Origin of the sequence: Kocuria sp. PD6 (assembly GCF_031844145.1) — a bacterium.
Classification (GTDB): domain Bacteria; phylum Actinomycetota; class Actinomycetes; order Actinomycetales; family Micrococcaceae; genus Kocuria; species Kocuria marina.
The window spans coordinates 16,130-42,942 of sequence record NZ_JAUZUS010000012.1; the positions used below are offsets into that span (position 1 = coordinate 16,130).

A 26,813-nucleotide genomic window follows, 5' to 3' on the forward strand; every position below is an offset into this window, starting at 1 on the left:
CGTGCGGGGCTCTCTCGTCGATACGGCTCATGGGGCCGTCATGAGCTGACGCTTCACCCGGCCCGTTGATAGATCGTCGGCTACTCGGACTCGGCGCCCACCGGAACCGATGGGACGCCCAGCGCCCGCACCCGCGTGGCCGCACGACCCTCGTCGGTGAGGGCTCCGCTGACCGGAACGTGCACCGTCTCACCCGGGAGCACATGGACGTAGCCGTCCTCGGCCACGGCCCCGCGGGGCAGGTCCAGCGCCACGAATCGCGCAAGTCCGAACGCCGTCACGGCCACCGACCACTCCCCCTGTTCCGTCCTGACCCAGTGAGCGTCGAGTCCCGGATCGGGTGCATCGTTGCGTCGCGGTCCCCCGGTCAGGTGGACGTCCCGGGCGAGCACGCGGCCGGAGGGGTTCACGAGCTGGGCGGACACGGCGTCGTACTCCCGCTCGCCGAAACCGTACGCGTGGTCAAGGTCCCGGAACGTACCGTCCGCGAGGTCCGCGCGGATCACGGTCTCGCCGCGCGCGGGCACCGTGACCGGGATGTCGAGGGGTTGCTGGCAGCCGCCGTGCACCGTGGCCACGGTCAGTCGCAGCGTGGCCGTGAGCGGGGTCGGGCCGTCGTTCCAGACATGGACGGGTAGTCCGTCGCCGCCGGCGGGGAGGAAGGACACGGCCACGGGCGTGCACGCCCGGCGCATCCCGTACCACGCGGCGGTGGGCCGCCCGGAAGCATCCAGGACACCCCACCCGGGCCCCGCGGCCATGGACAGCGCCGAGAGCACGAGCGCTCCCCGGCACGGCGAATCCCTGCTGCGCCACTGGGCGAAAGTCCGCTGGAACACGTGGGCGAGCGCGGCGCGCTCGTACTCGAGGCGCTCGACGTGACCCGTCCCTGCGCCGTTGGACGCGGGCTGCCCCGGGGTCGCCAGACCGGCGTCCGGATCGCTGTCCCGGTCCAGGAACAGCCGGTGGACATAGATCGCGGTGGTGTCCTCGAAGGTCCATTCCGCCCCCGGGTCGTGGGCGACACCGGCGCGCCACGCGTCCGCGGAATCCCCATCGTCCAGCGGACCGTCCGTCCCGAATTGCTCCCGCACCGCGGCGGGTTCCGGCGGCACCGCGAACGCCAACGCCTCCGCCGCGAACCGCACCCCGCGGGTCACCGCGTCCTCGAGCGGTCGCCCGTAGGCCCCCACCCCGAAGTAGTGGGACACGCCGACGGCCGCGTCCGTGGGAGCGACGGTCGGCACCGATGACGACGCCGCCCGCTCCCCCGAGGCCTCGCCCGTCTCGTACGCGTGCTGCGCGGCGTCCAGGTCCGCGTCCGAGCACGGAGAGGACGGGACGACCACCACGTCCGCATCGGCCTCCCCGACCGCGCGGGGAACGTCCCGCAGGACCACGTCCGTGCGCCACTGCTCGGCGGGCCGGCCCGCGAGCACGGGGGCCTGGATGACCTCGGTGCCCCCGGAGATCACGACCGTGGACGGATGAGAGGCCAACCGTGAGGCGAGGTATCGGACCTCGTGGTGCAGCCCGGCGCGCCACTCGGAATCGTCCGGCGGGTCCTGAGGCCCCAGGGCCACGTCTTGCCAGACCATGAGACCCAGCTCGTCGCACGCGCGGTGGAAGTCCTCGGTCTCGTAGCACGCCGTTCCCGGGACGCGGATCATGGTGCTGCCGCCCGCGTGCAGGCGTTCCAGCACGTCGCGGGTGCGCTGCGGGTCCGCGGCCACCTCGAAGGGGTCCGCACCGGCCCACACGGCACCCCTCGCGAACACGGGGACGTCATTGATCCGCAGGGCCAAACCGCGATGGTCCCGGTCCCGCGGTTCGGCACACACCGACCGGAACCCCACGGCGTACGTGCATTCCCCCTGCCCGGTGCGCACCCGCACCCGGTACAGCAGTTGCTCGCCCATCCCGTGCGGCCACCACAGCGCGGGGCCGGGCACGGTCACGTCCACACTGAACGTTTCGCGCGATGTGGCATCGGATGCGGTCACGACGCGCTCAGCGGTCACCGGCTGCGCGTCCACCTCATAGGGAGGCTCCACGGTGATGTGTACGGTTTCACGCGCATGTTCCACCGCAGCGCCGCGGGCCACCGGAACATCCGGGTCCGCTGAGCATCCGACGCCCGCCAGCTCCGTGGCCGCGCCCGCGCTCCCGGCCGTGTCCGCGTAAAGATCCGGGGTCGTACCCGCGGTCGGGCCGAGTTCCACGGTCACGACGCCGCTACCGTCCTCCCCGACCCGCGTGCGCACCGCGCGCGGTACGAGTCCGAGCGAGGGGTGGGGAGTGTCGTCGTCGGCGGAAGAAGGAAGTGGGACAGCGCGCAGGCCGCCCCACGGACCCAGCACGGGCAGCGCACCGGGCCAGTCGATCGAGCCGATCAGCGGGGTGCGGCGCCACCGCAGGGAGCGGTCGGACACGAGCGGCGACAACCAGCGGGCGCGCGGCTTGCGCGGCACGCTCACGGACGCCGTGGGCAGGACCCGCAGGGCGATCTCACACGGCCCGGACGGCAGCTCCACGATCACGTCCCACGGTGCGAAGGCACTGTGGGACTCGTGCACGACCCGGTCCACGACCAGCAGCTGCGCCACGGTGGCCACGCCCGTGGACATGAACCGGTGCCGACCACCGGCGGTGGTGACCCGGGTGCGGTACTCCCACACGGTGTCGGGACCGTCAGTGGCCAGCACGATGGCCACGCGGTCCTCCCCGAGGGCGTCCCGCAGGGCACCGGACACCGTCCCCGGGACCCGCGCGGGAATCCCACGAGCGAGGGCATCCCCCGGGTCCTGCGACGGGTCGAGGCGCCGGAGCGTCCACGCGGCGTCGCGCACCCCGGTCACTCCCCCAGGCCCAGGGCCTCACGCACCACGCGCATGCCCGCGGTGTGCCCGGCCACGAACGCCTCCGCGGACGAGTCGATGCGCGGCGTCCTGCCCGAGGCCGCCCGGGCGAGCTTGAACTGCAGGGCCTTGGCGGCGCCGGCGGCGGCGTCGAACTGCTCGGCGGCCTCGATCAGCTGCTCCGCGTCCAAGTCGCTCGGCCACTCCTGCGCACCGCGGGACAGGTACCGGCACGCGTGGGCGGCGAGCCCGGACGTGAGACCGGCCTGGCGCGTCGTCGCGAACGAGTACTGGTGGAAGTACTCCATGCCCCGCTCGGCGAGCACCGGGACGTGCTCCCGGATCGCGGCGACGAGCCGGTCGGCCGGATCGGGGTGCCCGGTATTGCCCGTCCCGGCGTCCGGGGCGCGGCGCACGTGCCCCCGCGCGATCTCGACGGCGCGCTGCCACAGCGCCTCGGGCGCCAGGGACCGGATGCCGTCCAGTCGCACGAGTTCCACGTACGGGTACGGGACCCACCCGGAACCCACACCCGTGCCCAGCGCGTTGTCGAGGTCCTCCCCGTGCAGCACGTGGACACCGTCGTTGTGCAGGTAGACGAGTTCCCCCGCGACCGGATCCAGGCGCAACGGCACGATGGACGTCTTGGTATGGACCCGCCCGTAGGACACGCCCTCGGTGTCCGGGAGGTGGTAGGCGTCCACCTCCACGATCAGGGCGTCCCCGCGGGACATCACCAGCTGCACGTGTTCGGCCAGGGGCCGCCACGTGTCGTACTCCCCCACCGTGAGGCCGTAGAGCGTCTCGAGGTCCTCCTGCCGGGGCTTGAGGAACTCCCACTGGTCCCCCAGGAAGTCCGCGCTGAACGCGGCCCCGAGCATGGGCAGCGGGTCCAACCCGAGGGTCGCGGTGAGACCGATCCACACGTCCATGTAGCAGTTCGTGGGTGACCACGGTTCCGCCGGGTCGTGCAGGACGGAGCGCGGTGCGTTCGCCACGGTGAGCGACTCGCACCCGCGCACGGCCAGGACCTCGTGGCCGAAGGGCTCCCGCACGGACGCGGTACCCGCCGACCCACCGTGGTTCACGGTCACGGCGGTCATGGCAACCCCAGTTCCTGGCGCACGGTCGCGGGCCACGCGGCGGTGTCGAAACCGTGGCGCATGGCCAGGGCCAGGGCCACCCGCTCCAGACCGAAGCCGAAGCACGCGGAGTGGGCCACGGCGCCGTCGGCGGTGTGCAGGTGGAAGCTCTCACCGAAGTGGTCCTCGTGCAGGTTCGCCGAGGCGATCGCCGTGGGGTGGCCCGGGTAGACCTCCGTGAGGATCTCGAACTTCAGCTGCGCCTCGCGCTGACCCGCGCTGAGCAGCTTGCCCGCGCGGCCGAAGAACGGGTCGTTGGCGGTGTCCGCCTGGACCTCGAGCCCCAGGGAGCTCAGCAGGTTGGTCCCCGCCTCGAGCCACTTCTCGCGGTGCTCCCGGGCCTCCTGCGGCGTGCCCAGGCACACCGCCTCGAACATCCGGAAGGTCACGAAACGCATGGGGTCCGGGCTGGGCTCGTGGCGGTAGCACTCGCCCACGAGCTCGAACACCGAGCCGTCCACCTGCGAGCCCTCGAGGTACGCGTACAAGGGGTGGCACACCGCGGGGACCAGTGCGTGGCCGGCCGGGGTGAGCTGGGCGGACCAGTCACCGTGCTCCTCGTACGTGGCGAGCAGCTCACGGTGGGCCTTGTTGTCGCCCTCGAACGCGGAGATGGTCCCGAGCAGTTGCGGGAAGGACGCGACGTAGTCCGTGCGCTCGAGCAACCGGGTCCCGTTGACCGGTGGGAAGCGCAACCGACGCGTGCCGGCGTCCGGGGACAGCCGCGCCGCGACCTTGCGGGCCGCGGCGGCGATGCCCTGCACGACGTCCTCGGCCTGCGGACCGAGCCCGGTCACGCCGTCCCCGAGGGTGGGCAGGAACCAGCCGTGGGCCTCGAGGCCCTCGCGGAAGGTGTCCTGCAGCTGGGAGAGGTCCTGTGTGGTGTCCGTGGCGCTCATCGTTGCCCCCTGGAAACGAGTTGGAGTGTGGCGGTGTGGAGCAGGATGCGGTCGTTGTTGACCATGACCGAGGGCCCGATGCTGTCCCGGTACAACCGGGCCAGGCTCACGGGCGAACGATTGGCGAAAGCGGTGATGCCCACGATCACCATGGCGTCCCCCACGATCCGGCGCACTGCTTCCGCGCCCGAGACCTTGAGGGTGTTCATGGCGATCGCGAACTGCATGGACTCAGTCACGGCCGGATCGTCCCACGCGGCCTCGTAGCGGGCCACGCTCGCACGCACCACGTCCGTCATGGACTGCAGCTGCACCTCGAGTTCCGCGAGCCGCAGCGCGCACGGCGGTGTGGTCCCCGGGGTCTTACGCGCGGCCTTTTGCACCACGGACCGGGCGGTGAGCCCGGCCTGGGTAGCCATGCCCAACCACGCGGAGGCCCACAGGCAGTGGGCCGCCGGGAGCATGGTCTGCGCGGAGATCGTCTCGAACAGCACCGTGAACATGGCGTCCGCGGGCGTGGTGGCGTCCAGCTCGAAGGACTCGGAGCACGTGCCCCGCATCCCCAGGGCGTCCCAGCCACGCTGGCGGTCCAGCTGCAGGTTATCGGCCTCGACCACCAACAGCACCTGGTCGCTCGACGCCGCGTCCTCGCTGCGCCGCGCGGTCACCAGGATCGCGTCCGCGTACGCACCGTAGGAGATCACGGGGCAGCTCTTGTGCAGGGCCACCCGGCCGTCCTCGATCGGGCGCACGGCGCACGTGGAATTGCGGGTGTCCCCGCCGATCTGGGCCTCGGTCGTGGCGGAGGCCAACAACAGCCCCTCGGCGGCCACACGGCGGGTGTAGTCCCGCAGGAAGTCGGTGTCCGCGTGGCGGGTGAGGCACAGCACCTGGGAGTGGTGCATGGCCAGGATCATGGCCGTGGAGGTGCACTCCCGACCCACGCGCTCGAGCATCCGGCACAGCTCGGTGATGCTGTAGCCCAGCCCGCCGTCCGCCTCCGGGATCGGCGCGGCCAACAGGCCCTGGGCGCGGGCCTCCTCGATGGCCTCCCGCGGGAACCGGGACTCCGAGTCCACCGCGTCCGCGAACTCGCGCGCCACGGCGGCCACGGCCTCCGCGCGCGTGGCGACCCGCTCGGCCCGGTCGGTGTCCTCGGCACCCCGCTGCGGGGTGTCGGTCAGTACCGCATGATCAGTCATTGTTGATCGCCTCCACGGCCTCGGTGATGGAGTTGATGGACGTGAACGTGGCCTTGGTCAGGCGCTCCTCGGGGAACTCGATGTCGAACTCGTCCTCCAGGCCCAGCATCACGTTCACGGACGCGTGGGAGGTCATGCCTGCGCGGTACAGGTCCGCATCCGCGGCGATCGTCCCGGCGTCCTCGGACAGCTTCCCGTGCTGGCCCAGCACGGAGCGAACGGTGGTCTCGATGGCGGTGGAATCCATGGGGTGAACCTCTTTCGGTTGATGTGGTGGTTTTCGATGTCCGCGCCCCGGGTACCGGTCGGCGCGGTGGTCTGGCCTCCGGTCAGGGCTGAGGTGAGCGGATGGCCAGGGCCACGGCCATCGCGAAGCCTCCGTCGTGGGACGTGCTCACGCTCCACGCCCCGAGTCCGGCGCCGCGGGCCAGGCGGGCGGCCGTGCCCCGCAGTTCCACGCGAGGGGCACCGTGGGCGTCCGAGCGGATCATGATCTGGGGCCAGGCCACGGCGTCGTCGGCGCTCGGGCGCAAGACCTTCAGCACGGCCTCCTTGGCCGCGAAGCGCCCCGCCACGGACTCCGCCGCGAGCGGGCATCCGTCCGGACGCGTGAGGTCGGCGATCTCCTCGGGCGCGAACAGTGCCCGCAGGTACCGCTGCCCGCGCTGCGCGAGCGCTTCGGCCACGGGCGCGACCTCCTGCAGGTCGCACCCCACGCGGGGTACGCCGACGACACCGTCCCCGGCCTCGGTCCCGCGTGTCACGGTCACGGGCGCGCTCGTCACGACGAGCTCCGTGAGGTCACGTCCTCGAATGCCGAGGGCACCGACGGCTGGGGCGAGGTGCGCTTCACGCCCACCCGATCGGCCCAGCGCCCGAGGGCGACCGTGGCCGCGGGGGTCCAGCACGGGAACTCGTGGCCGCCGTTGCACTGGCCCGCCTGGCCGTACTCGGTGTACTGGTAATCCACTCCCTGTGACTCGAGCTCGCGCGCCATGGTCACCGTGGTGTCCTTCAGAGCGGGTTCGATGTCCCCCTCCTGGCCGTTGCCCCGGCCGGCGAAGAGTTGCACGTGGACATTCTTGAGCTCCCCGCTCCGGACCGCGGGATCGTTCGCACGCCACTGTTCCTCGGTCGTGATCGAGCCGTTGCCGAACACCGAATCGGTGCGGCCCGTGGCCTCCTGGGATCCCGTGGCGATCGTCTGCTTGGCCTCGTCCGAGGACAGGTCCAGTAACCCGGACAGGCTCACGGCCTCCCCGAAGAGATCGGGACGTTGCTCGGCGTAGCGCATGGCGCCGTACCCGCCCATCGAGTTGCCGATGATCACGCGGTGCGCGCGGTCCGCCCTGGTGGACAGGTGCTGATCCACCCACGGGACCACCTGGTCCAGGTGGAATGTCTCCCAGTTCTGCGTGAGTTCCTCCTGGGACGCCCAGTCCGAGTACCAGCCCACCTTGCCCCCGCTCACGATGACAGTGATCACGGGCAGACCCTGGGTGAGCTGCTCGGCCTGACCCGCCTCGTACCACTGCAGGGCAGGGGCCTCCGTGGCACCGCTGCCCGGGAGGAGATACACCACCGGGTACTTCTTCGCGGGGTCGTAGTCCTGCGGGGTGATCACCACCACCGAGTTGCGCCCGCCCGGGGCCTCCGCGGAGACCTGATCCGTGCTCACCGCGAGTTCCGCGGCCCGCTCCGAGAGCCCCCGCGCACCCGTCACGGTGATCCCGTGGGACGGTTGCGTGAGTTGCTGCGGGTCCGCGAAACCCACCCGGGACAGCGCGGCGTCGTCGAAACCCAGGCTCTCACCGGAGGACGACGGCGCGTGGTCGCCGGACCCGCCGGCCGCGCAGCCGCTCAGCAGCACGGCCGTGAGGGCGCACCCGGCGAGCGCGCGGGCGCTGCGTGTTCTCAGACGGCACACGGGACGACCTCCTCGGCGGGCGAGGGGCTCAGGCCCAGGGCGGCGTCCACGATCTCGAGGGCCGTGAGGCGTGAGGCGTGGGCCTGGAGGGAGTGGTCCAGGGCGGGCACGTGGGCCACCCTGATCCGGCGGCCCTGGCGCTGCAACCGGGCCAGACCCTCCTCCCCGCGTTCCTGCCGGAAGAGCAGACCGTCCTCCGGCCCGAAGTAGAACGTGACCTCGGCGCCCCGGGACGCGTACTCCATGACCACCTCGGGAACGTTGGGGATGTTGCGCCGGCCCAACACGAGCCACGCGATGTACGGCATGCGGCGGCGCACCCGGTCCTTGGCGCGCGTGCGCCAGCTCGTGGTGACCTCCACGTCGCTCATGGTGCGCAACTGTTCCAGCACGGCGTCCACGTCCCAGTTGCGATAGAGCTTGTCGTAGTAGCTCTCCGCCGCGCGCCACGCCACGTTGTTGAGCACCACGCGGGTGGTCATGGCGCTCGTGGGCGGGGCCATGGCGACCAGCCAGCCGCCCACGCACAGCCCCACCCCGGTGACCTTCTCCCCGGTGCGCTCGGCCAGCCACGCGGCACCCAGGTCCAGGTCCGCCACGCCCTGCCCCGTGTAAGGGTTGATGTCCTTGACCTCATCCAGGCCAGCGGCGTCACCGCAGTGGTGACGCTCGATGCGCAGCGCGGGGACACCGCGCGCGGCGAGTCGGCGTGCCTGCACGGTCCACAGTCCCGTGGGCCCGTCCTTGGGGTCCGCGGACGGCGGTGCGAGCACCACCGCGCCGGCCCCGGTGCCGTCGCGGCCCACGGGGTGGGTGTAGGAGGCCGGCAAGTGGTCCGGGCCCAGCTCCAGCAGGTCCTCCTGGACCTCCGCGCCGAACTCCGCCACATGGAAGCACGCGGTCGTCGTGGGACGCCAGCCGCTCACGTCCTCCCAGTCCTCCCTGTGGGACGTGGTGGGGACGGAATCGTCCAGTCGACCCACGAGAGCGGCGATCGCCTCCGGGCTCGCCTTCGCGTAGATCGCGGCCACGCCGTATAACTTCTTGGCGATGCGCCGGTCCTCCTCGCGCACCGTGATCAGACCCGGGGTCTTGATCTTGCGGGGATCCGGTAGGGCGCGGATGGCCGCGGCTTCGGCGTCGGTGAAGTGTGCGCCGCCGATCTCCACGCCGTCGGGGACCTCGGGCGGCAGGATCAACCCGCTCGTGCGCCGCAGGCCCGTGTACTGGCGCATGTAGACGGCGCCCGAGACCGGTTCCCACAGCACGCGCCGATCGAACGGCAGGGGTGAGGTCGCGAGCACACCCGCACCGATGCGCAGCCCGATCCCGTGCACGGGCAGATCAGGTCCTATGAGCTCCCGCGCGGCACGGTGGGCCACCGCAAGGTCCTCGTGCCACACCTCGAGCGGGTTGCTCAGGGCCGGACGCGCACCGGATTCGGAGGTCCCGCTCCACGCCAGGCGGATCACGAGCCACCCGGATTCCGCGGCGCGCGCGGCCACGAGGCGCATGCTGCGGTGACTCACGACCTCCTCGCGCGCCAAGGCCGGCGCCACGATCACGGCGCCGCGCACACGATCGTCCGCGGGGCCGTGGACCCACGCGTGGATGGTGTGGTCGTGGTCCGTCACGAAAGTTGCCTGCCCGGCAATACGCATGAAATCTCCCCCAGTTCTGCTCCGGTGCGCCTCAGCCGCGCCCCTTCGCCCGTCCCCCGTGGCGATGGGTGCCCTCTCGAAGACCGGGCCCCACCCCGAAGTGCGGATCGATGCCCCGAACTCCGCGTCACTTCCGCGTTCCCCCGCGGGAGTCGTGCATGTTTGCACTCATAAAGCATAGCCAGGGAGACGCCGGTCGTGACCGAGATTACCGTCCCCTAATGTGTGGTTTTACATCAAGATCACTGTTTTTCGCGCTCCCACCTGAGGCGATACCGACGTGTACCTATATGAGCCCACACAGAATTGTCACCACTGTGGTGTTAGGTGCTTGTGCACACGATTATGATGGCAAACGTCGGGACACGCGGGATTCGTGTTTCGGCGACATTCACCGCTCCCGGTGGGACAGCCATGAGGCATCGCTGCACCACGTGGCGCGGAGGCGGACTGGGGAAGTCCGCCCATTCGGGAAAAGCGGCAGCGGCTGAGCTGCTCCGCTTTTCATGGGGGAGGAGATAGCGTGGCAGCACGCGTCCTGATCATCGGACTCAACTATTCACCGGAACATACGGGCATCGCGCCGTACACCGCCGGCATGGCTCGCGCGCTGCGCGAGGAGGGATGGGACGCCCGGGTCATCACGGGTCTCCCGCACTACCCGCAGTGGCGCGTCCACGAAGGGTATTCGCACCGCCGCGCCGCGCACGAGGAGATCGACGGCGTACCCGTCCTGCGCGTGCCGCACCCCGTTCCCCACGACGCCGGACAGCTGCGCCGGCTGGGAATGGAGATCGTCTTCGGTCTGCGTGCCGCGACCGCCGCGTGGGGCGATCCCGACGCCGTCGTGGTCGTGAGCCCCGCCCTGTTCTCGTCCGCGATCGTGCGGGTGCGCGCCGCGCTGAGCCGCACGCCGGTAATCGCGTGGGTGCAGGACATCTACACCGCCGGGCTCACCGAGACCGGCGCGGCGAGCGGACCCGTGGCGCGCGTCATGCGCGGTATCGAGAGCACCTTCCTGCGCTCGTGCCAGGGGGTGGTCGTGATCCACGACCGCTTCTCGGACTACCTGCGCCGCGAGATGGCCGTGCCCGCGCGCCGGATCAGCACCGTGCGCAACTGGACCCACATCTCCCAGACTCCTTCGGTGGACACCGACGAACTACGGCGTCGTTTCGGGTGGGGCGCGGGCGACGTCGTCGTCCTGCACACGGGCAACATGGGGGCCAAACAGGACCTCGCGAACGTCGCCGCGGCCGCGGACGTGGCCGAGCGCACGGGAGCGCCGCTGCGATTCGTGCTCGTGGGCGGCGGGCACCAGCGCCCGCAGCTCGAGGAGCTGGCCCGGCGCACGCCGCGCTTCGAGGTCCTGCCCGGGGTCGACGACGAGACCTACGCCGGACTGCTGCGCGCCGCGGACGTCCTGCTGGTCAACGAACGACCAGGGCTCAAGGAGATGTGCGTCCCGAGCAAGCTCACGAGCTACTTCACCGCTGGCCGTCCCGTGCTCGCGGCCGTCGAGGCCGAGAGCCCGTCCGCCGCCGAGCTCGACGCCGCGGACGCGGGCATCCGTGTGGCGCCCGGGGATCCCGAGGCACTCGTGGCGGGCGCCCTGCAACTGCACGAGGAGTGGATCGCGACCGGCGGCGCCACGCACCGCGGCGGACGCCGCTACGTGCGCGACGTGCTCAGCGCCGGCGCCGCGGTCCGCGCCTTCAGCACCGCGCTGCGCGCACTGCTACCCACCGAGACCACCGCACCTGCGGCGGCACTGCATTCCTGATCGGCCGGGACACCCGTCCCGACGTACCACGTCACACAGGGGAGACCACTCATGACCAAGAAAGCACTCATCACCGGCATCACCGGGCAGGACGGTTCCTACCTCGCGGAGCTGTTGCTCGCCAAGGGCTACGAGGTCCACGGCCTGATCCGCCGCGCGTCCACGTTCAACACGTCCCGCATCGACCACCTGTACCAGGACCCGCACGACCCGCAGGCGCGGCTGTTCCTGCACTACGGCGATCTTTCCGACGCCGCCCGTCTGGTCACGCTGCTGGGCGAGATAGACCCGGACGAGGTCTACAACCTCGCGGCCCAGTCGCACGTGCGCGTGTCCTTCGACGAGCCCGAGCACACGGGTGACACCACAGGCCTCGGCACGGTGCGTCTGCTCGAGGCCGTGCGCCGCGCCGGGGTGAAGTGCCGCTTCTACCAGGCCTCCACGTCCGAGCTGTTCGGGGCCACTCCCCCGCCGCAGAACGAGGACACCCCGTTCTACCCGCGCTCCCCGTACGGCGCGGCCAAGATCTACTCCTACTGGATCACCAAGAACTACCGCGAGGCGTACGACATGTTCGCCGTGAACGGGATCCTCTTCAACCACGAGTCCCCGCGCCGCGGCGAGACGTTCGTGACCCGCAAGATCACGCGTGCCGTGGCCGCGATCGCGGCGGGCAAGCAGGACCTGCTCTACATGGGCAACCTGGACGCCGTGCGCGACTGGGGCTACGCGGCGGAGTACGTGGAGGGCATGTGGCGCATGCTCCAGGTGGACGAACCGGAGGACTTCGTGCTGGCCACGGGCCGCCCGTCCACGGTGCGCGAGTTCCTGGAGACCGCGTTCGAGCACGCCGGGCTGGACTGGGAGAAGCACGTCCGCTTCGACGACCGTTACTTGCGCCCCACCGAGGTGGACGCGCTCATCGGTGACCCGTCCAAGGCCGAGCAGAAGCTCGGGTGGAAGGCCACGGTGCACGCCCCGGAGCTCGCGCGGATCATGGTGGACGCGGACCGCGCTGCCCTGGAGTGCGCCGGTTCCCCGTGGATCGACACCGTGTCCGAGCGCATCTGGACGCCGGAGCACGCGGCGTGAGCGCGGACGTGGTGAACCGCCGGGACACCGCTGCCGGCCAGGAGCACTGGCCGCACACGGTGAGCGACCCGGCCGATGCCCGCACGACCGACGACGTCGCCTATACCCCCGGCGCGCTGGACCGCTCCGCGCCGTTCTACGTGGCCGGTCACCGCGGTCTCGTGGGTTCCGCCATCTGGCGTCACCTCCAGGACGAGGGTTTCGAGAACCTGATCGGTGCGAGCTCCCGTGAGCTGGACCTGCGGGACCGCGCGGCCGTGGAGGCGTTCATGGCCGAACACAGGCCGCGCTACCTCGTGCTCGCGGCGGCCAAGGTCGGCGGGATCGGCGCGAACAATTCCCAGCCCGTGGACTTCCTGTCCGACAACCTGCGGATCCAGCTCAACGTCCTGGACGCCGCACGCACCGCGGGTGTGGAACGCGTGCTGTTCCTGGGCTCCTCCTGCATCTACCCCAAACTCGCGGAACAACCGCTGCGCGAGGACTCGCTGCTCACGGGGTACCTGGAGCCCACCAACGACGCCTACGCGATCGCCAAGATCGCCGGCATCCTGCACGTGCAGTCGATGCGACGCCAGTACGGGCTGCCGTGGATCTCCGCGATGCCCACCAACCTCTACGGCCCCGGGGACAACTTCTCCCCGTCCGGCTCCCACGTGCTGCCCGCCATGATCCGCCGCTACGACGAGGCCGTGCGTGCCGGTGACACCGAGATCACCAACTGGGGTTCGGGTTCACCGCGGCGCGAGTTCCTGCACGTGTCGGACCTGGCCACGGCGTGCCTGTACCTCATGGAGCATTACGACGGGCCCCAGCAGGTCAACGTGGGCACCGGCGAGGACGTGACCATCAAGGAACTCGCCGGCCTCGTGGCCTCGGCCACCGGGTACGAGGGCACCACCTCGTGGGACACCTCCAAGCCGGACGGGACGCCCCGCAAGCTTATGGACGTCTCCCTGTTGCGTTCGCTGGGCTGGTCCGCCTCGATCGACCTGCCCACCGGGCTCGACGACGCCGTGGCCTGGTACCGCGCGAATCGCGAGCAGGCGCGGGGCGCCTGAGCGACCGGATGCCCCACGTGATGCGGGGACACTCCGTGTCGTGGGCGAACTCTCCGCATGATGCCGTGACGACCCGCGCGATGCGGGTCGTCTCCGCTGCCCCGCGGGGATGGCCGCGGCGTGCCGACCGCAAATAGCATGGGAGCCCGGCGTTCAGAGCCGAGCGCCCTGCTCGAGAAGGCGGCCATGAACATCCACGCCTACGTGGTCGATCACGTCGATGCGCCGTTCCGGTGGGAAGAACTCACCGTGGACGAGTCCGTTCCCCTGGAACTCGCGGGCCCCCTCGCGTGCGGTATCACCACCGGGGCGGGAGCCGTGCTCAACACCGCGAACCCCGGCCCGGGTGAATCCGTGGTGGTCTACGGTGTGGGCGCCGTGGGGCTCGGGGCCATCATGGCTGCCCGCAATTCGGCCGCAGCCACGATCATCGCGGTGGACCTGCATGACTCCCGCCTGGAGCTCGCCCAGCGCTACGGGGCCACGCACGTGATCAATTCCGGGAAGGAGGACTCGCTGGAACGGATCCGGGAGATCACCGGAGGGGCAGCGGACTAGGCCATCGAATGCACCGGCGTGATCGCCGTGCTCGAGGAGGCCATCGAGGCGATCGGCATGCTCGGCACGTGCCTCCTGATCGGCGGCGCACCCACGGACGCCCGGTTCTCCGCGGACCACATGCGCACGCTGTTCGGCAAGCGGATCGTGGGCACCCTGGGCGGTTCACGGACCTCCCAGGAGATGATCCCCGCGCTGCTCGCCCGATGGAAGGTCGGGCGGTTCCCCTTCGACGAGCTCGTGAGGACCTACCCCATGGCCGAGATCGAACAGGCCATCCGGGACACCCGCTCCGGTGAGGTCATCAAGGCGGTGCTCACGCTCGCGTGAGCTCCGCCCGCCGCGCCGTGAGGCGCCACGCGTCCGCGCCCACGACCAGGCCGAGGATCGCGATCGCGATCGCGAGCAGCAGCGAGCCGTCACGTCCGTGAGCCAGTGGTACCCCAGGTAGAGCCGACTGAACGCGACCACCCCGATCAGCACCACCCCCGCCGCGGCCACCCACCATCGGGTGAGCGGGGAGCGGGAGGGGCGCGGCGTCGTCGTACCCGTGGCCGCCTCAAAGGACGACGCCGCCGCGGGACCCGCCGCCGGTGACCGCGGGCTCGTCGAGGCGCCCGCGCAGGAAGGTGGACCGGCCGGTCGCCGGGGTCGAGGTGGTCATGTCGTCATGCTGCGTCCGCAGACCGGGAACGGGCTGTGCGTTGGCCCTACGCCACCAGGAGCCAGCAGCCCGCCAGCCCGATGGTCGAGAGGACCGCAGCCACCAGGAACGACCGCCACGGCGCACTGCGTCCCACCAGGACGTATGCGACGAGGACCACGGCGAACTCACGGATGACCAGCAGCGTGGCCGCGAGGTGCAGGTCGAAAGACGCGACCCATGCGATCAGCGCACCGAAGACCACGCCGATCACCGGACCCACGAACGTCTTCCAGGCCGCACCGGTGCGCACGAGCAGCACGGAGGCCGCCCAGGACAGCACTACGGGGAAGGACACCATGGCGATGAACGGCACCATGGACATCGCGGGTTTCCAGTCACCACCCAGCAGGGGCGTGAGGACCACACTCGCCGCGAGGGCGATCAGCACGCACGCGAACGCGAGCATGAGCGCGCGCAGCAACAAATGGTCACTCGCGCTCCGGATCTCCTCCGGGGTCTCCTTGTCCGCGATCCCCACGCGCACCACGTTCGCGGTGGACGCGGCCAGGGCGTCCCCCGGGGCGCGGCCCACGGCGTTGCCCGCGGTGTAGGTACCGAGGATGGCGGTACCGGCGAACACGGCCATGAACAGTCGCTCGGCCTGGCCCTGGAACCAGGACACCAGCGCGTAGCCGGACATCGTGCCCATGTCGGAGAGGATCGAACGCTCGCCCGGCGTGGAGTGCGGCAGGGGCTGGGTGTTACGGCGCGCACGGCGCCAGCACAGCAGGGCGAACATGCCCTCCGTGACGGCCAGCTGCAGGGCCGGGCCCAGCAGCGAGTGGGTTAGCACCAGGATGGTCCCACCCACGAGCAGACCCGCGAGGGAGGCCCGCAACTGCATCCGGGCCAGGGTCCCCCACTGGTTGGTGGCCTGCAGCGTGCCCACGTACAGCAGACCCAGGGCCCCGAAACCCGGCGCGAACGCCACCGGCAGCACCTGGAAGAACTCGCCCCAGTTCTCGAGCGTCCCGTTGTGCAGCAGGAACAGCATGAGCCCGGTAAGGATCACGAAGGCCAGGACGGGCATGATCACCCGGTAGCGGTTCATGATCTTCATGCCCCCGGGTTCGGTCAGCACACGGATCACCGCGAACCGGGCCCCGGAGTCGATCGTGACCTGGATGGCCGTGTAGAGCAGGGTCACCACGTTGTAAATACCCACGTAGTGCGGGGACGTGAACGCGGCGAGCGTGAGGATCACGATCGCGGAGGACATCCGCGGGATCGCGCGCTCGATGAGCGACTTGATCTGGTTCAGCATGCCGACGCCGGGATGAGGGTGGCGGCTCTCGCCAACTGACGCCGCGCGTAGTGCCGCGTCCCGGGACGCACCCCGGCCACGATGGCCTCGAGCTGTCCCCGCGTGCCCCGGATGGATCCGGGGACCCCGCCGTTGGCCTCGAGCCACGGCCGCCCGGAGGCGTGGGCCCACGCGGTCCACGCGCGCCGGATCTCGGGGTCGGAGACGATGCGCTCCAGGTAGGTGTCCGAACTCGACAGCTGGCTCTCACTCAACCGGTAGGCCACCACGGGGGTGGCCAGTTTCACGATCCGGGCCCCGGCGCGCAGGGCGTCGAGCCACAGGACGTAGTCCTCCGCGGTGTTGGGCCGCGCGTAGGCGTCCGCGGCCACGAGCGCCTCCCGTGTGGCGAGCATGCTCGAGTGGAACAGGGGGTTGACGAACGGCAGCAGCAGCCCGATCTCGCGGGTCGTGAGACTGCCCGGGTACCCGGGGCGCGGGAGCATCCCCCGCCCGAAGCGGATCCCCGTGCCGCACACGATGTCCGCGTGGCGCACGGCCCGGAAGCCCACCCGGAAACGCCACGGGAGGGAGATGTCGTCCGAGTCCATGCGGGCCACGAGCTCGCTGTCCGTGGACTCCAGGGCCCGGCGCATGCACGCCACGGTCCCCCGGTTGACGGCATCGGTCCGGACGACGACGCGGCGGTCCGTCACCCGGCGGGCCGCACGTTCGGTCTCGGCGTCCGGGCCGTCCACGGACACCACCAACTCCGCGTCCTGCGGCATGGCCCGCAGCGTGGAACGCATGGCGCTCTCCACGGTGGCGCCCGCCCGATAGGCGGGCATGATGACAGTAAGCCTGGGCATGGTGGTCCTCTTCCCCCGTCACCACATCCCACTCCACCCGTCGAGGCTCCCCGGAGTGAGAAATTGCTGACAAATTCTTTGTCATATAAACAATAGATCAACATGGAGGCTATCATGGTTACAGGCATCCGCGGCCCAGGGAGACGGCACACCGGTTTTACCCCCGGTATCATGCGGATGTAGCGGGCTGTATGGGTTGTTTCCAGGGGGTTCTGCGAACCGTCCACGGGAATTTACAGCCCGCGGACCGAAGGGAATCTTGTCCCCTAAACAGGGGTAATTAGATAAAGATTAGTCCACATTCAGGACGACAAATTTAATCAAAGGGGTGTGCTCTCGTCGGGCTGACGGGAGCACAGAGGAAATTGGGGGATCACGTGTCTTCACGTGCACGCAACACAGTTGCCAAATTCTTGGCCGTCGTCCTGAGCACCATCGTGCTCGGCGCGCTCGTCGGAGGGCTCGCGGCGGCGCTGCGACCACAGACCTACACATCGACCACCACCGTGATGGTGACCCCGGCGCAGAACCTGCCGAGCGGTCAGACCGAATCTGTGTCGCAGTACATCCTGAGCAACATGCCCACGTACAACAACCTGGCCATGACCTCGAGCGTGCTCAACGAGGCCGCGGATCACGACCGGAGCACGGACGACATCGCCAAGGACCTCTCCGTGGAGGTCCCCACCGGCTCGAGCCTCGTGAAGCTCGAGTACACGGACACCAACGGTCAGCGCAGCGCGGCCATCGCCGATGACCTCGCGACCGGCCTGCGGGACTCCATCCGGCAGTTCTCGCCCCAGAGCGAGGGCATGTCCCAGGTGGACGTGGCCATCGTCCAGCAGGCGGAGGCCGCCACGTCCGACAACAAGCCCAGCGTGAAGCGTTGGGCCCTGATCGGCTCCGGGATCGGGGCCGTGGCCGGCATCGCCCTGGCGCAGGCACTCGGACGGCGACTCGGCTCCCACCGGCACCCGTCCGGAGCCACCGCGGTGAACCGCTCGAGCTACTCGGCGTCGTGAACTGGCAGCGTGCCGTCACGTTGGACCGGGTCCCGGTCCTGACACTGATCCTCTTCCTGCTGGTCAGTTGGGCGTCCACGGTGTACTTTCTGGACCACTCCGTCGTGACGATCCCCAGCCCCTTCACACCCGTGTGGGGTGCCTACGACCACGAGGACGCTGCGCGCCTGGTGTCCTGGGCGATCGCGGGGCTGATCCTGGCCCTGCTGGTCCCGCTCCCGGGGGCCACGGTCTCCTGGCGTTCGCTCATCCACACGGTGGGCGCCCAAGTGCGGTCACTGTCCTGGCTGTGGTTGCTGGTCACGTTCGGGGCCCTGGCATTGATGATCCTCACCAAGGGTCACTACCTGCTGGAGGCGCCCCGGTACCTGGAGTTCGTGGCACCCGCACCGCTGGTCTCGGCCGTGAGCGTGGTACAACCGGCGGCCGTGTTGGCGGCGGGGTTCCTGTCCGTGAAGCATCCCACGTTGGCACGGGTGGCCATGGTGTTGTGGCTCGTGGTCCTGTTCGCGTGCGCCACGCGGGTGTTCGCCGGCGTCATCCTGCTCTACATGGTGGGCAAGTTCCTGGCGGGCGGCAGGATGTCCTGGTTGGGCTGGCTCGGCACGGCGGTCATCACCGTGATCCTGCTGCCCATCCCGCTCTACTGCCGTGAACTGAACATGCACGGGTTGATCCCCTACGCCCACGCGATGGAGAAGATCCTCCAGGACCCCGCGTTCTTCGGGAAGTCCCTGGTGACCACCACGAGCAGTTTCGGGTTCAGTGTCCCGCTGTTGATCTTCGTGAGCCGGCAGCAGGGGATCACGGCGTCGGACATGCTCATTTCGCTCAACCCCGGCCCGGGATCCATGGTGGGCTGGTACGACATCCTCTTCCACATGCGCGTCCACGAGTTCATCCCGTATTCCGCACTGGGTGAATGGGCCAGCTTCGGCGGGTTCGTGCTCCTGCTCTTCACGCTCGTGTGGGCCCTGGTGGTGCGCATCTGCCTCAAGAGCGTGGCGTCCAACCCCCACCCCACCATGGTGCTCTTCCTCTCCGCGGTGCTGGGCATGTCCTTGCTCATGGTCGTGATGATCACGCAGTACAACACGCGCGCCGTCAGTCGGATCGTGTCCATGATGATCCTGGTGACCGTCCTGGACCGGCTCGTCCGGCCCTGGACCGCGCGCTATCTGCAGCGCCGGTCCGCGCGGCTCGCGCGATGGCACCGCGCGGACGGGGTGCGTGAGGATGCAGTCATCGATGCGGGATGAGCGGGCCCCGTCACGGGGGGTCTCTGTCACACGCCGCGGGTTGTTCGTCCTGACCGGATCCGCGGCGGTCCTACTGGCCGCGTCCTGCGGGGAGGATCCGGACCGGACCACGTGGACGCGGGGCGCGGATTCCCTGCCCGACCGGCAGGTCTGGGCGCACATGGTGCCCCAGGGGCTGCCGCTGAGCGAGGATCCGCAGACCCACTACGGCAGCGAGCGCCCACTCGTCCTCGCCCCGGCGGGCACGCCCTACCCGCAGCTCGTGCAGTCGCAGCTCGACCAGGCCCGGGCCGCGGGTCTCACGGGGATGCAGATCCTGCTGCTGGAGGACGTCAATTCCGGTGACGACTTCGTCACCGACTGGATGGCGGCGGCGGACCCGACCTGGCAGGACGGGGCCCGCGGTTTCGCGGTCGCCGCGTGCATCCAGGCTACGTCCCGCTCCGGGGCCGAGTCCCTGATCAGGGAGTACGTGGCCGCGGCGAAGGACCGCCCGTCCGCCGCGCGGATCGACGACGCGCTGGTCGTGTGGGTCTACGACGCCCGTGCGCTGTCCCCCGACGACTGGCTCGCGTGCCGCCGCGGTCTCGAACGGGACGGGATCGCCGTCTACGTCGTGGCCGAGCTGCGCACCGCCGCGAGCCAGAACGACAATGCCTTCGACGCGGCCGCCGTGGACCCGTACGCCGGACTCTTCGAGGCGGTGTGGCTCTTCGACGACCACGACTTCATGATCCTTCCCGACGTCGCCCGATGGGCCCGCGAGCACGACACCGCGTTCGCGGGCGGGATCCTGCCCGGGTACAACCGGGAGACCACCAACGGCGGGTACGTGGATGCTCGGGCCACCGAACTGTGGCGCTCACAGTGGCAGCTGCAACGCGACGCCGGCGCCGGGTGGGCCACCGCGGTGACCTGGAACGATGTCGTGGAACGCACGGCCGTGCAACCGACCACCGACTGGGGCACCACGCGCGCGGACCTCACGGCCCACTTCGCGGCGCAGTTCCGCGGCGAGACCCCGCCCACCCGGGACCCCGTGGGATACGTGACGTCCCCCCAGTTCCTGATCGAGGGTCGTAACGTCCTGGCGGAGGGCCTGGTGATCAACCACGGCGCGGAGCCCGTCCGGGTGCGGGTGCGCGTCATCGCGCGGGACGAGCGCGACCTCGCGAGCTCCGACCCCGTCACGGTCGCCGCGGGCGAAGCCGGGGCGGCGGTGCTCGATCGCGGGATCGAGGCGGACGCCGGGAGCTGGGTGTACGCCGTCGTGGACGTCACGGACGGAACCGGGCGGAGACTCAGCAGCACCCGTGGGGCGCCGGTCGTCGTCTACGCGCCCGAGGACCCGGCCGTCCCACAGCCCGCCCGCCGCACGTACTACTCGCTCGCCTCCGATCGCAGCGCGGCGTTCACCGACCTCGTGGCGACACCGCCCCGCGATGCCGACGCCCGGTCCCTCCGGCTGACGGCGCGCGAGCCCGTGCGCTCGCTCGAGGTGCTGCACAACACGTGGCCCGCCGGCCTCGCCGTGGGGCAGCAGGACGTGGCGTACGAGGATCCGCCGCAGAGCATCGTGGGCGGGCAGGACGTCGCCACCCCGGCGCACGGCTTCACGGTCGCGCGCGCCGTCGGGCAGGACGGCAGCATCGCCTATTCCACCCCGGTGTACCGCCGGGACGACCCATGAGAAGACCGCCGAGGCACGCACCTCGGCACGCAGACCACGACCATGGCACCGCCATCGCGGTCCCGGGCAAGGGAGAGAACATGACACACACGACGAGACGCCTGGCCACTTTCACCGGCCGCGGCTACGACAAGGGCCGGGGAACGCTGCAGTGCGCCGCGTGGGCCCTCGTGGCGGAACCGCTGCAACGGTCCGTCCTGTGCCCGCCGAGCGTACGCACCCGGATCCTGCGGGCCTTCGGCGCGCAGATCGGGGAGGGCACACTGATCCGCCACGACGTGCGGATCCACTGGCCGTGGAAACTGACCGTGGGCGAGAACTCGTGGATCGGCGTGGGCGCATGGTTGCTCAATCTGGAGCCCATCACGATCGGCTCGGACGTGTGCGTGTCGCAGGGCGCCATGCTGTGCACGGGCAGCCACCGCGCGGACGACCCGGCCTTCGAGTTCGACAACGCCCCCATCACCGTGGCCGACGGCGCATGGATCGCCCTGCGAGCCACCGTCCTGCGCGGCGTCACGGTGGGCGAGGGCGCCATCGTGGGAGCCACTGCGCTCGTCACGCGGGACGTCCCGGCCGGGGCGCGCGTGCTCGCCCCCGTGGCCACGAAGGCGTGAGCGGCATGCGGATCCTGCAGGTCGTCGCCCTGGTCTCGGGCACCAACGCGTACGGCGGGCCCACCACGGTGGCCCTCAACCAGTGCCGTGCGCTCGCCGACGCCGGACACGACGTGATCCTCGCCGCGACCGGCTCCGATCTGGGCGCGCCCCTGCCCACCGAACGCGACGGCGTGCGCACGCAGCTCTTCCGTCCCGTCCAGGCCCTGCCGGGTGCGGGTTTCGCGGGTCTCACCTCGCCGGCCATGCTGTCGTGGCTGCGCCGGGTCGCGCCGACCGCGGACGTGGTGCACGTGCACACGGCGCGTGACCTGCTGACCCTGCCGGCCGCGTGGCTCGCGGAGCGCGCGGGCACCCGAACCGTCCTGCAGACCCACGGGATGATCGATCCGTCCGAGAATCCCCTCGCGGGGCCCCTGGACGCCCTGCTGACCCGGCGGGTGCTGCGGGACGCGCACCGGGTCTGCTATCTCACCCCTCAGGAGGAACAGGACCTCACCGAGGTCGCCCGCGGGCCCGTGAATCTCATGGAACTCCACAATGGGATGCCCGTATCCTCGCGCCCCCGCGTGCCGCGGGAAGACGACGAGTGTCGCGTGCTGTTCCTCGCGCGTCTGCAGGAGCGCAAGCGTCCGCTCGCGTTCGTGGCCGCCGCGCGATCCCTGGCCGAGCGGTTCCCGCGCGCCACGTTCACGCTCGTGGGCCCGGATGAGGGCCAGGGGGACGCGGTGCGCGCGGCGATCGCGGCCGCGGGCCTCGGCGAGCGCCTCACGTGGGCCGGCCCGGTGGACTCCGCGGGCGCGGCGCGGTGGATGGCGGAATCGGACGTGTACGTCCTGCCCTCCGTCCACGAGCCGTACCCCATGTCGGTTCTCGAGGCCATGTCCGCGGGACTGCCCGTGGTCGTGACGGACACGTGCGGGCTCGCGCCCACGGTCGCGCGAACGGGGTCCGGCGCGGTCGTGGACGACACCCAGCCATCCCTCGAAGATGCCCTCGCGCAGCTGATCGCCGATCCCGAGCAGCGGCGGCGAGCGGGTCGGGCGGCCGCGGACACGATCGCGCGCGAGTACGGGATGCGCGCCGTCGTCGAGAAGCTGCTGGGCGCGTACCGGGACTGAGCGGACGGCGCGGTCCCGGAGGACGACGCCGCCGGTCACCCCGCGCGCGAGCGCCGCGCTCGGGGGTGACCCGGAATGCTACGTCGTGAAACGGGGCGCCCGCGCCCCACCCCATAGGATGGACGGGTGAAGGCCTTACTGCTCGAGAACATTCATACCGACGCCGTCGACTCGCTGCGTAGCCGCGGCTTCGAGGTGGAGACCCGCAAGGGTGCCCTGGACCCGCAGGAACTGATGGCCGCGCTGGACGGCGTGGACCTGCTGGGGATCCGCTCCAAGACGCGCGTGACTCGCGAAGTGTTCGAGGCGCACCCCACCCTCAAGGCCGTGGGTGCGTTCTGCATCGGGACCAACCAGATCGATCTCACCGCCGCCACGGACACCGCCACGGCCGTGTTCAACGCGCCGTACTCCAACACGCGTTCCGTGGTGGAGCTCGCGCTGGGTGAGATAATCGCGCTGGCGCGTCACCTCACGGACAAGAACTCCGCGATGCACCAGGGCGTGTGGGACAAGTCCGCCAAGGGCTCCCACGAGGTGCGGGGCCGCACCCTGGGGATTGTGGGCTACGGCAACATCGGCAAGCAGTTGTCGGTCGTGGCGGAGGCCTTCGGGATGAACGTCTACTTCTACGACATCGTGGACCGCCTGGCCATGGGCAACGCGACCAAGTGCGATTCCCTGGAGCAACTGCTGAACACGGTGGAGACCGTGACCCTGCACGTGGACGGGCGCGAGAGCAACACCAACATGTTCGGCCGGGAGCAGTTCCGCCAGATGCGCCCCCGTTCCCTGTTCCTCAACCTGTCCCGCGGTCACGTGGTGGACATCGAGGCCCTGCGCGAGGCCCTCGTCTCCGGCCACCTGGCCGGGGCGGGCCTGGACGTCTACCCGTCCGAGCCCAAGGTCGCCGGCGAGGCGTTCGAGTCCCCGCTGCAGGGGCTGCCCAATGTGATCCTCACCCCGCACGTGGGTGGTTCCACGGCGGAGGCCCAGGAGAACATCGGCGGTTTCGTCTCCGGCAAGCTCATCGACTACTGCCGCTACGGCACCACGAGCCTGTCCGTGAACTTCCCCGAGGTGCAGCTGGACCCCCACATCCACGGCACCCGGTTGCTGCACATCCACAGCAACCTGCCCGGCGTGCTGGCTCGCGTGAACGCGGTGCTCGGCGAGCACGGGATCAACGTGGACCGCCAGCAGCTCGTGACCAAGGGGCAGATGGGCTATCTGGTCACGGACTGCGGCAACGGGGTCACGAAGGACGTGGTGGCGGCCGTCAAGGCCCTGCCCGAAACCATCCGGGTGGCCACGGTCAGCTGAACCACGCTGCCGTACGCTGGGGTGACCGCCCCTTCCCCCACAACGATGTGGAGACATCATGAGTCACCCGGCCGTACCCGGCGCGCACCTGCAGAACATGGACCCGGACCCTCACCGCGGTGAGGAGGTGGACTTCCAGTCCCCGGGCGAACGGGCGGAGGCGGAGAAACCCCGCACCCGCACCGTGCGCTGGATCGGCCTGGCGGGCGGTCTGTTGCTCGCGGTGCTCATCTACACCCTGATGCCGCAGGACGTTCCCCATGCCGCCCGGCTCACGGCCGCCACGGCCGTGCTCATGGGCGTGTGGTGGATGACCGAGGCCCTGCCGTTGCCCGCGACCGCCCTGGTCCCCTTGGTGGTGTTCCCCACGCTCGGCACGGACGTGAAGTTCGACGCCGTCGGGGCGTCCTACGGCAACAACGTCATCTTCCTGTTCATGGGCGGGTTCCTGCTCGCGCTCGCGATGCAGCGCTGGAACCTGCACCGGCGGATCGCCCTGCTCACCGTCAAGGTGATCGGTACCAAGCCCACACAGATGATCGCGGGATTCATGGTGGCCACGGGCTTCCTGTCCATGTGGGTGTCCAACACCGCGACCGCCGTGATGATGCTGCCGATCGGCGTGTCCGTGCTGCTGCTCGTGACCAAGATCGGTTCCGGTGCCGACGCCGCGCAGGGCACCTCCGCCGCGCCCGCCCCGGAGGAGATCGACCCCCAGGACAACGAGGTCAAGGAAGAGATCGTCAAGTCCAACTTCGGCACCGCGCTGATGCTCGGGATCGCGTACGCGGCGTCGATCGGTTCGTTGGGAACCATCATCGGCACCCCGCCCAACACCCTGATGGCCGGCTACCTCTCGGATGCGCACGACATCACGATCGGTTTCGGTCAGTGGATGCTCGTGGGCGTGCCCCTGGCCGTGGTGCTGCTCGCGCTGTGCTGGGTGCTGCTGACCAAGGTGTTGTTCAAGCCCGAGATCACCGAGATCCCCGGCGGCAAGGAACTCATCAACGACGAACTCGCCAAGCTCGGCCCTCTGTCCCCGGGTGAGAAGCGCGTGCTGGCCATCTTCGTGCTCGCCGCGCTGTCCTGGGTCTTCGTGCCGGTGCTCTTCGCGGATCCCATCATCTCCGACGCGGGCATCGCCATGGCCGTGGGGCTGCTGTTGTTCCTGTGCCCGGCCGGTGCGGCACCGGGCGTGCGCCTGCTGGACTGGGACTCCGCGGTCAAGTTGCCGTGGGGCGTGCTGTTGCTGTTCGGCGGTGGCCTGGCCCTCTCCGCGCAGTTCTCCACCTCCGGGCTCACCGAGTGGATCGGCGAGCGCGCCCAGGGTCTCGGCGGACTGCCCGTGGTGTTGCTCGTGCTCATCATGGCCGGCGGCATCCTGCTGCTCACCGAGCTCACGTCCAACACGGCCACCGCGGCCACGTTCCTGCCCGTGGCCGGCGGTGTGGCCATGGGGATCGGCGTGGACCCCATGCTCCTGGCGATCCCCGTGGCGCTCGCCGCCACGTGCGCGTTCATGCTGCCGGTGGCCACCCCGCCCAACGCCATCGCGTTCGGTTCCGGGTACGTGACCATCGGGCAGATGATCAAGGGCGGGATCGGGCTCAACCTGATCGCCCTGGTCCTGATCACCGCCACGACCATGACCCTGGGCGTGTGGGTGTTCAACCTGGCGTTCTGACCCGCGGTCGCCCATCCGGCGACGACGGCGCGGCGCCGCCTTAGCAGGGTGGCCGCAAGCGGCGTCGTCGTTCTCCAAGGCATACGACAGCGTGCGGCGGCACCCGACCGCAGTAGAAGGACCCCCGGAGCGCATGATGCGGATCCGGGGGTCCTTCTACTACATGTGTGGTTACTTCTTCTTGGCGACCCGGCCGCGCTTGACGGCCTTGGCGGCGTCCTTCTCCGTGCGGGCGGCGGAGTTCTCCAGCACGCCGGCATCGGACTCGATGTGCGAGCGCATGAACCACTGGAAGAGCTCGAGCCCGCGGACCTGGGCGATCAGCATGTCCTCGGTGATGGGATCCACGTCGCTGATGCGGGCCAGGGCATCCCGATGGTCGGTGATGACGCCGTCGTAGACGAGGTCCAGTGCCGCGAGGTGCTCCACGCCGGAGGCGCGCTGGACGTCGTAGTCGTCCCACGTGCGCTCGGCCACGATGGCGCCGGGCAGACCGTTCGGCGGCACACCCAGGGTGGCCATGCGCTCGGCGAGCTCGTCCACGTACCCGCGGACCTTCTCGATCTGCGGGTCCAGCATCTCGTGGACGGAGATGAAGTTGGGACCCACCACGTTCCAGTGGGCGTGCTTGAGGGTCAGTTGCAGGTCGTTGAGCGCGTGCAGCCGCTGCTGCAGGATCTCGGCCACACCGTGGCCCTGCTCCGTGGTGAGACCCGGAACGGTGTAGTTGGCGTTCTTCGTGGATTTCTTGGCCATGACAACCTCCTCGTGGGGCGGTGGTCCCGGGGTGGAACCACACCATGCCGTCTTATTTTGATGTATTCAGAATAACAAGGACGCGAGCATTGCACCAGGGGTCACACGGGAGCCACCGCCCTGGGGCGCTCGTGGCCTCGGGGTGCCCGGAAGATCGGCCCGACGGCGCTCTGGTCCCGAAACGCCTCCACGGTGCTCTGGTCCCGAAACGCCTCTACGGTGCGGCGGCACGACACCCCGCTGACGGAACGCGAGCGGGAATCCGCGAGCCGCCCGGATGCGGGTTGTGAACTCCGCCTGAACCGACCCCTCGACCCATCCCGCCGCGGAGGCCGAA

At 70.2% G+C, this 26,813-nt stretch carries 23 protein-coding genes and 1 pseudogene; 12 read left to right on the forward strand and 12 right to left on the reverse strand.

The window, feature by feature from the left end; translation table 11 throughout:
• Positions 1-80 precede the first annotated feature (80 nt).
• From Q9R22_RS11155 to Q9R22_RS11190, 8 genes are all read right to left on the reverse strand, one after another.
• The gene (locus Q9R22_RS11155; protein ID WP_165489820.1) at positions 81-2,849 is read right to left on the reverse strand and encodes a glycoside hydrolase family 2 protein; all 2,769 of its coding nucleotides are present in this window, start codon (positions 2,847-2,849) and stop codon (positions 81-83) included.
• A 5-nt stretch (positions 2,850-2,854) separates the two neighbouring features.
• On the reverse strand, positions 2,855-3,961 hold the full coding sequence (locus Q9R22_RS11160) for a DUF1839 family protein (RefSeq protein ID WP_131333595.1): 1,107 nt from the start codon (positions 3,959-3,961) through the stop codon (positions 2,855-2,857).
• Complete coding sequence (locus tag Q9R22_RS11165; RefSeq protein ID WP_131333597.1) at positions 3,958-4,899, reverse strand: hypothetical protein; 942 nt, start codon at positions 4,897-4,899, stop codon at positions 3,958-3,960. The genes Q9R22_RS11160 and Q9R22_RS11165 overlap by 4 nt, the downstream gene beginning before the upstream one ends.
• Positions 4,896-6,101 carry an acyl-CoA dehydrogenase family protein gene (locus Q9R22_RS11170; protein ID WP_131333599.1) on the reverse strand — a complete coding sequence of 402 codons (1,206 nt, stop codon included), beginning with the start codon at positions 6,099-6,101 and terminating at the stop codon, positions 4,896-4,898. The genes Q9R22_RS11165 and Q9R22_RS11170 overlap by 4 nt, the downstream gene beginning before the upstream one ends.
• Positions 6,094-6,348, reverse strand: coding sequence for an acyl carrier protein (locus Q9R22_RS11175; RefSeq protein ID WP_064845610.1), 255 nt, complete (start codon positions 6,346-6,348; stop codon positions 6,094-6,096). The genes Q9R22_RS11170 and Q9R22_RS11175 overlap by 8 nt, the downstream gene beginning before the upstream one ends.
• 82 nt (positions 6,349-6,430) lie before the next feature.
• Positions 6,431-6,886 carry a holo-ACP synthase gene (locus tag Q9R22_RS11180; RefSeq protein ID WP_242670500.1) on the reverse strand — a complete coding sequence of 152 codons (456 nt, stop codon included), beginning with the start codon at positions 6,884-6,886 and terminating at the stop codon, positions 6,431-6,433.
• The gene (locus Q9R22_RS11185) at positions 6,883-8,028 is read right to left on the reverse strand and encodes an alpha/beta hydrolase family protein (protein WP_131333601.1); all 1,146 of its coding nucleotides are present in this window, start codon (positions 8,026-8,028) and stop codon (positions 6,883-6,885) included. Before Q9R22_RS11185 ends, Q9R22_RS11180 begins: the two co-directional genes overlap by 4 nt.
• Entirely contained in the window at positions 8,016-9,689 is a 1,674-nt protein-coding gene (locus Q9R22_RS11190) for a hypothetical protein (protein ID WP_242670501.1), read from the reverse strand. Before Q9R22_RS11190 ends, Q9R22_RS11185 begins: the two co-directional genes overlap by 13 nt.
• Positions 9,690-10,212: 523 nt before the next feature.
• Here Q9R22_RS11190 and Q9R22_RS11195 point away from each other — a divergent pair.
• The 5 genes from Q9R22_RS11195 (at position 10,213) to Q9R22_RS11215 (ending at position 14,513) form a co-directional block, all read left to right on the forward strand.
• Entirely contained in the window at positions 10,213-11,472 is a 1,260-nt protein-coding gene (locus tag Q9R22_RS11195; RefSeq protein WP_131333603.1) for a glycosyltransferase family 4 protein, read from the forward strand.
• Positions 11,473-11,523: 51 nt separating this feature from the next.
• A complete protein-coding gene (gmd, locus tag Q9R22_RS11200; protein WP_035964951.1) occupies positions 11,524-12,564 on the forward strand; it encodes a GDP-mannose 4,6-dehydratase in 1,041 nt (346 codons plus the stop codon).
• 59 nt (positions 12,565-12,623) lie between these two features.
• Positions 12,624-13,625 carry a GDP-L-fucose synthase gene (locus tag Q9R22_RS11205; RefSeq protein WP_165489859.1) on the forward strand — a complete coding sequence of 334 codons (1,002 nt, stop codon included), beginning with the start codon at positions 12,624-12,626 and terminating at the stop codon, positions 13,623-13,625.
• 120 nt (positions 13,626-13,745) lie between these two features.
• Complete coding sequence (locus Q9R22_RS11210; RefSeq protein WP_242670502.1) at positions 13,746-14,183, forward strand: zinc-binding dehydrogenase; 438 nt, start codon at positions 13,746-13,748, stop codon at positions 14,181-14,183.
• Positions 14,184-14,201: 18 nt separating this feature from the next.
• Positions 14,202-14,513, forward strand: coding sequence for a hypothetical protein (locus tag Q9R22_RS11215; RefSeq protein WP_242670503.1), 312 nt, complete (start codon positions 14,202-14,204; stop codon positions 14,511-14,513).
• A gap of 96 nt (positions 14,514-14,609) precedes the next feature.
• Here the strand turns inward: Q9R22_RS11215 and Q9R22_RS13340 are convergent.
• From Q9R22_RS13340 to Q9R22_RS11225, 3 genes and pseudogenes are all read right to left on the reverse strand, one after another.
• Positions 14,610-14,726: pseudogene (locus Q9R22_RS13340) on the reverse strand (hypothetical protein); the annotation flags it as partial.
• A 167-nt stretch (positions 14,727-14,893) separates the two neighbouring features.
• Positions 14,894-16,153 carry an oligosaccharide flippase family protein gene (locus tag Q9R22_RS11220; RefSeq protein ID WP_311254206.1) on the reverse strand — a complete coding sequence of 420 codons (1,260 nt, stop codon included), beginning with the start codon at positions 16,151-16,153 and terminating at the stop codon, positions 14,894-14,896.
• A complete protein-coding gene (locus Q9R22_RS11225) occupies positions 16,147-17,001 on the reverse strand; it encodes a glycosyltransferase family 2 protein (RefSeq protein WP_131333607.1) in 855 nt (284 codons plus the stop codon). The genes Q9R22_RS11220 and Q9R22_RS11225 overlap by 7 nt, the downstream gene beginning before the upstream one ends.
• A 377-nt stretch (positions 17,002-17,378) precedes the next feature.
• Between Q9R22_RS11225 and Q9R22_RS11230 the strand changes: the two genes are divergently transcribed.
• The 7 genes from Q9R22_RS11230 to Q9R22_RS11260 all read left to right on the forward strand — a co-directional run bounded on the left by Q9R22_RS11230 (position 17,379) and on the right by Q9R22_RS11260 (position 25,720).
• Positions 17,379-18,023, forward strand: coding sequence for a YveK family protein (locus tag Q9R22_RS11230; RefSeq protein ID WP_165489821.1), 645 nt, complete (start codon positions 17,379-17,381; stop codon positions 18,021-18,023).
• Entirely contained in the window at positions 18,020-19,282 is a 1,263-nt protein-coding gene (locus tag Q9R22_RS11235) for a hypothetical protein (RefSeq protein ID WP_131333610.1), read from the forward strand. Before Q9R22_RS11230 ends, Q9R22_RS11235 begins: the two co-directional genes overlap by 4 nt.
• Positions 19,283-19,322: 40 nt before the next feature.
• Entirely contained in the window at positions 19,323-20,972 is a 1,650-nt protein-coding gene (locus tag Q9R22_RS11240; protein WP_131333612.1) for a hypothetical protein, read from the forward strand.
• Positions 20,973-21,052: 80 nt separating this feature from the next.
• Positions 21,053-21,589 carry a putative colanic acid biosynthesis acetyltransferase gene (locus Q9R22_RS11245; RefSeq protein WP_131333614.1) on the forward strand — a complete coding sequence of 179 codons (537 nt, stop codon included), beginning with the start codon at positions 21,053-21,055 and terminating at the stop codon, positions 21,587-21,589.
• Positions 21,590-21,594: 5 nt separating this feature from the next.
• Positions 21,595-22,710 carry a glycosyltransferase gene (locus Q9R22_RS11250; protein ID WP_131333616.1) on the forward strand — a complete coding sequence of 372 codons (1,116 nt, stop codon included), beginning with the start codon at positions 21,595-21,597 and terminating at the stop codon, positions 22,708-22,710.
• 126 nt (positions 22,711-22,836) lie between these two features.
• Entirely contained in the window at positions 22,837-24,033 is a 1,197-nt protein-coding gene (gene serA / locus Q9R22_RS11255; protein WP_131333618.1) for a phosphoglycerate dehydrogenase, read from the forward strand.
• Between the two features lie 58 nt (positions 24,034-24,091).
• Positions 24,092-25,720, forward strand: coding sequence for a DASS family sodium-coupled anion symporter (locus Q9R22_RS11260; RefSeq protein ID WP_131333621.1), 1,629 nt, complete (start codon positions 24,092-24,094; stop codon positions 25,718-25,720).
• A 171-nt stretch (positions 25,721-25,891) separates the two neighbouring features.
• Here the strand turns inward: Q9R22_RS11260 and Q9R22_RS11265 are convergent, their stop codons facing one another.
• Positions 25,892-26,476: a Dps family protein gene (locus tag Q9R22_RS11265; RefSeq protein WP_131333623.1), complete on the reverse strand. Its 585-nt coding sequence runs from the start codon at positions 26,474-26,476 to the stop codon at positions 25,892-25,894.
• Between the last annotated feature and the right edge of the window lie 337 nt (positions 26,477-26,813).